Annotated in this window: 9 protein-coding genes; 6 read left to right on the top strand and 3 right to left on the bottom strand. The window is 60.0% G+C overall.

Going from position 1 to position 5407, the window contains the following annotated elements; all coding sequences use genetic code 11:
• A partial coding sequence (locus ACK5L9_RS16870) for a cytochrome c biogenesis CcdA family protein (RefSeq protein ID WP_416912618.1) occupies window positions 1–416 on the bottom strand: 416 nt, incomplete at its 3' end.
• A gap of 262 nt (window positions 417–678) precedes the next feature.
• On the opposite strand from ACK5L9_RS16870, the gene ACK5L9_RS16875 reads away from it, so the two are divergent.
• Together ACK5L9_RS16875 and ACK5L9_RS16880 are read left to right on the top strand one after the other, a co-directional pair.
• On the top strand, window positions 679–1536 hold the full coding sequence (locus ACK5L9_RS16875) for a DUF6973 domain-containing protein (RefSeq protein ID WP_416912619.1): 858 nt from the start codon (window positions 679–681) through the stop codon (window positions 1534–1536).
• 100 nt (window positions 1537–1636) lie between these two features.
• On the top strand, window positions 1637–1999 hold the full coding sequence (locus ACK5L9_RS16880; RefSeq protein ID WP_416912620.1) for a hypothetical protein: 363 nt from the start codon (window positions 1637–1639) through the stop codon (window positions 1997–1999).
• Between the two features lie 4 nt (window positions 2000–2003).
• Here ACK5L9_RS16880 and ACK5L9_RS16885 read toward each other — a convergent pair whose 3' ends face one another.
• Window positions 2004–2333, bottom strand: a complete 330-nt coding sequence (locus ACK5L9_RS16885) for a DUF779 domain-containing protein (RefSeq protein ID WP_416912621.1) — start codon at window positions 2331–2333, stop codon at window positions 2004–2006.
• 89 nt (window positions 2334–2422) lie between these two features.
• Window positions 2423–2707: a hypothetical protein gene (locus ACK5L9_RS16890; protein ID WP_416912622.1), complete on the bottom strand. Its 285-nt coding sequence runs from the start codon at window positions 2705–2707 to the stop codon at window positions 2423–2425.
• A 29-nt stretch (window positions 2708–2736) separates the two neighbouring features.
• Here ACK5L9_RS16890 and ACK5L9_RS16895 point away from each other — a divergent pair, with 29 nt between their 5' ends.
• From ACK5L9_RS16895 to eno, 4 genes are all read left to right on the top strand, one after another.
• Window positions 2737–2934 carry a hypothetical protein gene (locus tag ACK5L9_RS16895; protein WP_416912623.1) on the top strand — a complete coding sequence of 66 codons (198 nt, stop codon included), beginning with the start codon at window positions 2737–2739 and terminating at the stop codon, window positions 2932–2934.
• A 212-nt stretch (window positions 2935–3146) separates the two neighbouring features.
• Window positions 3147–3533, top strand: a complete 387-nt coding sequence (locus ACK5L9_RS16900) for a TetR family transcriptional regulator C-terminal domain-containing protein (RefSeq protein ID WP_416912626.1) — start codon at window positions 3147–3149, stop codon at window positions 3531–3533.
• Window positions 3534–3872: 339 nt separating this feature from the next.
• Window positions 3873–4556: an endonuclease/exonuclease/phosphatase family protein gene (locus tag ACK5L9_RS16905; protein ID WP_416912624.1), complete on the top strand. Its 684-nt coding sequence runs from the start codon at window positions 3873–3875 to the stop codon at window positions 4554–4556.
• A 68-nt stretch (window positions 4557–4624) separates the two neighbouring features.
• On the top strand, window positions 4625–5407 hold a 783-nt coding region (gene eno, locus ACK5L9_RS16910), incomplete at its 3' end, for a phosphopyruvate hydratase (protein ID WP_416912625.1).

Consider the following 5407-nt stretch of genomic DNA (forward strand, 5'->3'; position numbering starts at 1 on the left):
CCCAGAAGATAGGCCCCGAACGCGCCGCCATCCTGTTTGCCAGCATCTATCCGCGCCTCTTGATCCAGCACCGGAATGCGGATCACATGCAGGAAATGCAGCCCCATGACGATGACCATCGCCCCGGCGATCCTGGCCAGAACATCCTGATATTGCAGGAACGCCCGCCCGAACGCCGATGCCGCAAAGCCCATGACCAGAAACACGGTCGAAAGCCCCAGCACAAAGAACACCGCAGGCAGCACGGCGCTGCGTTCCCCGGCTTTCAGCCCGCTGACATTCACCCCGGTCATATAGGCCAGATAGGGCGGCACGATCGGCAGCACGCAGGGCGACAGAAAGGACAGCAGCCCCGCCAGCAGGGCGACAAGGGCAGCAGGCAGAAAGGCGGCAGAGGCAAGTTCGATTCCAAGCATACCGGCACCTTACCCGGATAGCCGCCCAAGCAAAGGGGCCGGGCTGTCACAGCATTGTGTGCGGCTGCAAGGCTTCGGGGATGGAACCGCCAGGCTCGGTTCGGGCCGGACTGTGGCGGATAAGCTTGTGGTTTCAGCCGGTTGAACTGACGTGGCGGAAATTTGCTGGATCAACCGTAGATGGGTTTACAACACGGCCCTAACGGCGCAATTCTACAGTTCATTAGCTTATTTTTTTCAAAATACTATTTCGAGGATCATTATGCAAATAGATAGCAATGCCGCCGCAAAGCGTGCGGATTTACAAAACGTGAGCAAATCCGTTGACGATCTTATCAAAAATTCGCCGAAAAAGACCCCGCCTGGTGCTAACCCAATTAACGACATCGCTAACCCACTTAACGAAATCGTTGAAAAATACTTCCCACAGGATAAGGGAAAAGAACCCAAGTTTCCTCGTCGTGACCCCAACGAACTTATTAAGGAGTATCAAGTCAGGGACGACAAAAAAATTGATGTTGATAATCTGTCTGTTCCGTATGGCGAGAAGCTGCCTCTCGACAAGCTGAAAGAAACTCTGGGAAGTATGCTTGAGGGCGAAGTCAAGCTTCTTGGTCAGCTCGCGTTGACGCCGCCGGGTGGACCAAAAAATCTGGATCAATTCATGTCTGACTCTAAGGTTGCCGGCCAAACGGCCCACAAATTTTATCCGCCAGAGGATAGTGAGGGCAACCCGGTCCATGGGGTCGGTGACGGGCATAATGACGCCTTCAGGCACGCCTATTGGAATGCCCTTATGACGAAAAATTTCGGTGAGGAATTTGCCGCCGCGTACGGAACCACGCACGAAGGCATACCCGGCAATCCTGCGGATTCGGAAACGATGGATCTGTACAACAACGAGGTTGGCAGACGTATCGCTACTGAGAACCCGGATGCCAGCGACGAGGAACTGGCCCAGCTTATTTATGAGGCGGTCGAAAATGGCGAAATGCTGGTGATCGACGGCAATGGCGAACTTGCTTATTCAGATCAGGTTCCAGTGGGCAGCACCGGGGACGCCGACGATCCGCCGGCACACAGCGATAAAGCTCCTCCAAAGTACACGCCTTATTGGTAAGTCATCTTGGATGAAAAGGATACTGTTGGGCGCAATATTCATGACCGCTAGTATGAATATTGCGAAAACCGGATCGGCAGATACAAGTGAGAATATTATCATGCTTGATCAGATCGCGGAATTCACAGCGGCGGGCCCCAATGGGGCTCGCTTGTCGTTGACAGCCGTTACAGATTTTGACTGGGATACAGTCCGGGGCTTTTCGTCAGGCATGCCGCTTTCGCGTTACCAGAGGTTTCTAGGAGAAGCTTTTACCCTGGATGATATCATCAAATCTCAGCTGACCGACAATTCCTCCCTTCTGATCTTTCTCAAGGACGGTCAGGTCGTCAGGCAGGTTGTTATCGGCCCGCCGATTTTCATGACGGAAATGCATGGCGAGGCGTGGGACCGGACGAATGCGATCATGGCCATTCATACCAAGGATCCCGGCCCCTATTCCAGCATCCGGATGGTCCGCTAGCGGCCTAGATCCCGCACATGTCGGACCGGGTCAGGAAGCGTCTTTCGCGGCCGTTATCCAGGCTGAACATGCCGCCCCGGCCCGGAACGACGTCGATGACCAGATCGGTGTGTTTCCACGCCTCGTACTGGCTGCCCGAGATATAGAAGGGCGCGCCGCCGATCTCGCCGATCTTTACGTCGCGGTCGCCGAGCCTGAAATCGCCCGCCGGATAGCACATCGGCGACGATCCGTCGCAGCAGCCGCCGGATTGGTGGAACATGACCGGCCCGTGATCGGCGACGATCTCACCGATCAGTTCAAGGGCGGCGTCGGTTGCGGTAACGGTGGACATGATCGGGATTCTCCGGATGTGGTCGGCAGCGAAACGGCACAATGATGCCACGGATTTCCTTGAAAATGCCGCTAACCGTTTTTTCATGTTCACTGGATAATATGACTGAAGGCACAGCAGATCAAGAGAACCATTGTGAAGGCACAGCGGAACCACATGAACATCATGCGGAGAGGATCCGGAACGGGGGCGGATCGATCCATCCGGCCTTTGGCCCGGCTGAGCAGCTTCATGGCCGCGTGGTTGATGACTGCGGAGTTTTTGGCCGCGTGGTCTTTTCGGACCCGGCTGTCATCATCTCGGAAGGTCACGTCAAACACCCGGTGGGGACGGTGGAACACCGCCTTGCCAAAGCTGACGGAAGCAAATTTCATCAGCAAATTTGCGCAACATCAGCGCCACGATGAACGCGCACCCCGACCCGGCACAGGTTTCGGTCGATGTCTCGGCCTCGCCGCGCAGTGCATGGCGCGTGCCGGATGGCCACGGTCAGGATATTTGCTCGGGGGCCGGTTCAGGGCGGGCGCTGACCCCGGCGGCAATGATGTCGGCGACATGGGCCTTGACGGTCGCGGCACCCGCCCCCCGCCGGCATCCGTGATCGGATCATTGAGGCATCCGTTACCCCGCTTGTCGAACAGGGGCTGCTTGCCGTTCAAACCCGCGCCATGACCGAACGGGCGGGCGTGGGTACGGGCCTGCTGAACCGGTATTCGGCTGGTCTGACCTGCGCGCAACCGCCTGGGCCGCGATCTTTGCCGGCGTTGCCGATGACATGCCCCGCGACGGGGAAACACCGTCCGAGGCAATGCACTGCTTTTTCGCCGAAAGCTCTGTAGCAGAGAGCGGCCCTTCTGGCGACTGCGGATCAAGGCAGTGAGCCTTGCCCTGCAAGACCCGGCCATGGCCAGGGCGGTGGCATCGGCCCGTAGCCGGTTGCGGGATGTGCTGACCGGAATCCTGACCGATGCCCGCGCCGATTGGGCGCCGAACGCGCCGCGCGCCACGGCCCTGCGGCTGGAGGCCATGCGCAACGGGCTGGCAGGGCTGTTGCCGGGTGCCGATACCGAGCTTGGCAAGGCAATGCCAAAGCCCGTCTGCAATGCCTTTTCCAGCGCGAAACCGGACAAGACTGAACGCAGCAGGCCGCGCCTTCTGCCTGTCCATATTCGTTTTGCATTGGACAATCTGAACATATAGCCTGACGACTTTCTTCTGATTATGCTGTCAGGCTGTAACCATTTGATTTTACGCTGATGCTGCGCCTGCGCGCGGCCTTCTTGCCGTATCACCGCAGTACAGGCGTCAAAACTGCCAATCATACCGGCGACCCCGACAAATGGCCGTTCCCGAAGGCCGGAGGCGCGGATATTGCTGCCGTAGCGACGACGACCGGTCAGAGGCCCTGCAGGCATCACGACAATCGCCCGCCTCGAATCCCCTTTTCGCGTCAGGCAATCACCGTGACCTGAACCGCCACACTCTTGCGAAGGGCTTGGTCACGGGTATCTTGGCGACACCACGAACAAGGGACGCGGCATGCTGAGACTGGCCAGTTACAATCTTCATAAATGCCGCGGGCTGACCGGTCCCCACGCGCCCGAGCGCAATCTTCAGGTCATCCGCGAGCTGGCCCCTGACATCATCGCCCTGCAAGAGGTCGATTTCCGCTATGGCGCCCGCCCCGAGGCATTGCCCCGCGCGCTGATCGAAACGGAAACCGGACTGGTGCCCGCGAATATTACCGGTACCACGGGTCAAAATTCGCTGGGGTGGCACGGGCAGACGATCCTGATGCGCCCCGATCTGGCCCGGCAGGCCAGTATCCGCCGCCTGCCCCTGCCGGGGCTGGAGCCGCGCGGGGCGGTGGCGCTGCGGCTGCCCGGACTGACGGTAATCGCGGTGCATCTGGGGTTGGCGCGGTCCTCGCGCCGGGCGCAACTGGCCCGGATCACGGCGCAAGCCGCGCGGATCGCCGATGACAATATCGTCCTGATGGGCGATTTTAACGAATGGCGCGACGATCGGGGGCTGGAATCGCTGACCGGTTATCGGGTGGTCGCGCCGGGGCCGTCCTATCCCGCGCCCCTGCCCCGGCTGGCGCTGGACCGGATCGCCATGTCCCATCATCTGGATCTGCTGGCCCATGGCGTCTTTCGCAGTACGGCGGCGCGCGCCGCCTCGGACCATCTGCCGATCTGGGCCGAAATCCGTCTGCCGTGAAAATTGCGGCTTTCGGCGCGCGCGTGCGGGACGTATGTAGGCACTGACGCAGACCAACGGAGGGCCTCATGACCGCCATCATCGACATATTCGCGCGTGAAATCCTGGACAGCCGGGGCAACCCGACCGTCGAGGTCGATGTCACGCTTGAGGACGGCACCATGGGCCGGGCGGCGGTGCCCTCGGGTGCCTCGACCGGCGCGCATGAGGCCGTGGAAAAGCGCGATGGCGACAAGGCGCGTTATCTGGGCAAGGGCGTGCTTGAGGCCGTTGCCGCGGTGAATGGCGAGATCGCCGAGAACCTGATTGGCGAGGACGCGACCGAACAGCGTGCCATCGACGCGATGATGTGCGATCTGGACGGCACACCGAACAAGGGCCGTCTGGGCGCGAACGCGATTCTGGGGGTCAGCCTTGCCGTGGCCAAGGCCGCCGCCGAAGCCTGCGCCCAACCGCTGTACCGCTATGTCGGGGGCGCGGGCGCGCATTTGCTGCCGGTGCCGATGATGAACATCATCAATGGCGGCGAACATGCCGACAACCCCATCGACATTCAGGAATTCATGATCATGCCGGTCTCGGCCGCGAATATCCGCGAGGCCGTGCGCATGGGCTCTGAGGTGTTCCATACGCTGAAGAAGGAACTGTCGGCGGCCGGCCTGTCCACAGGCATCGGTGACGAGGGTGGCTTTGCGCCCAACCTGTCAAGCACCCGTGACGCGCTGGATTTCATCCTGAAAGCGGTCGAGAAAGCCGGCTACAAGCCCGGTGACGATATCATGCTGGCGCTGGATTGCGCCTCGACCGAGTATTTCAAGGGCGGCAAATACGACATGAAGGGCGAGGGCAAG

The sequence above is a fragment of the Paracoccus sp. (in: a-proteobacteria) genome (assembly GCF_047973135.1).
In the GTDB taxonomy this organism is placed as follows: Bacteria; Pseudomonadota; Alphaproteobacteria; order Rhodobacterales; family Rhodobacteraceae; genus Paracoccus.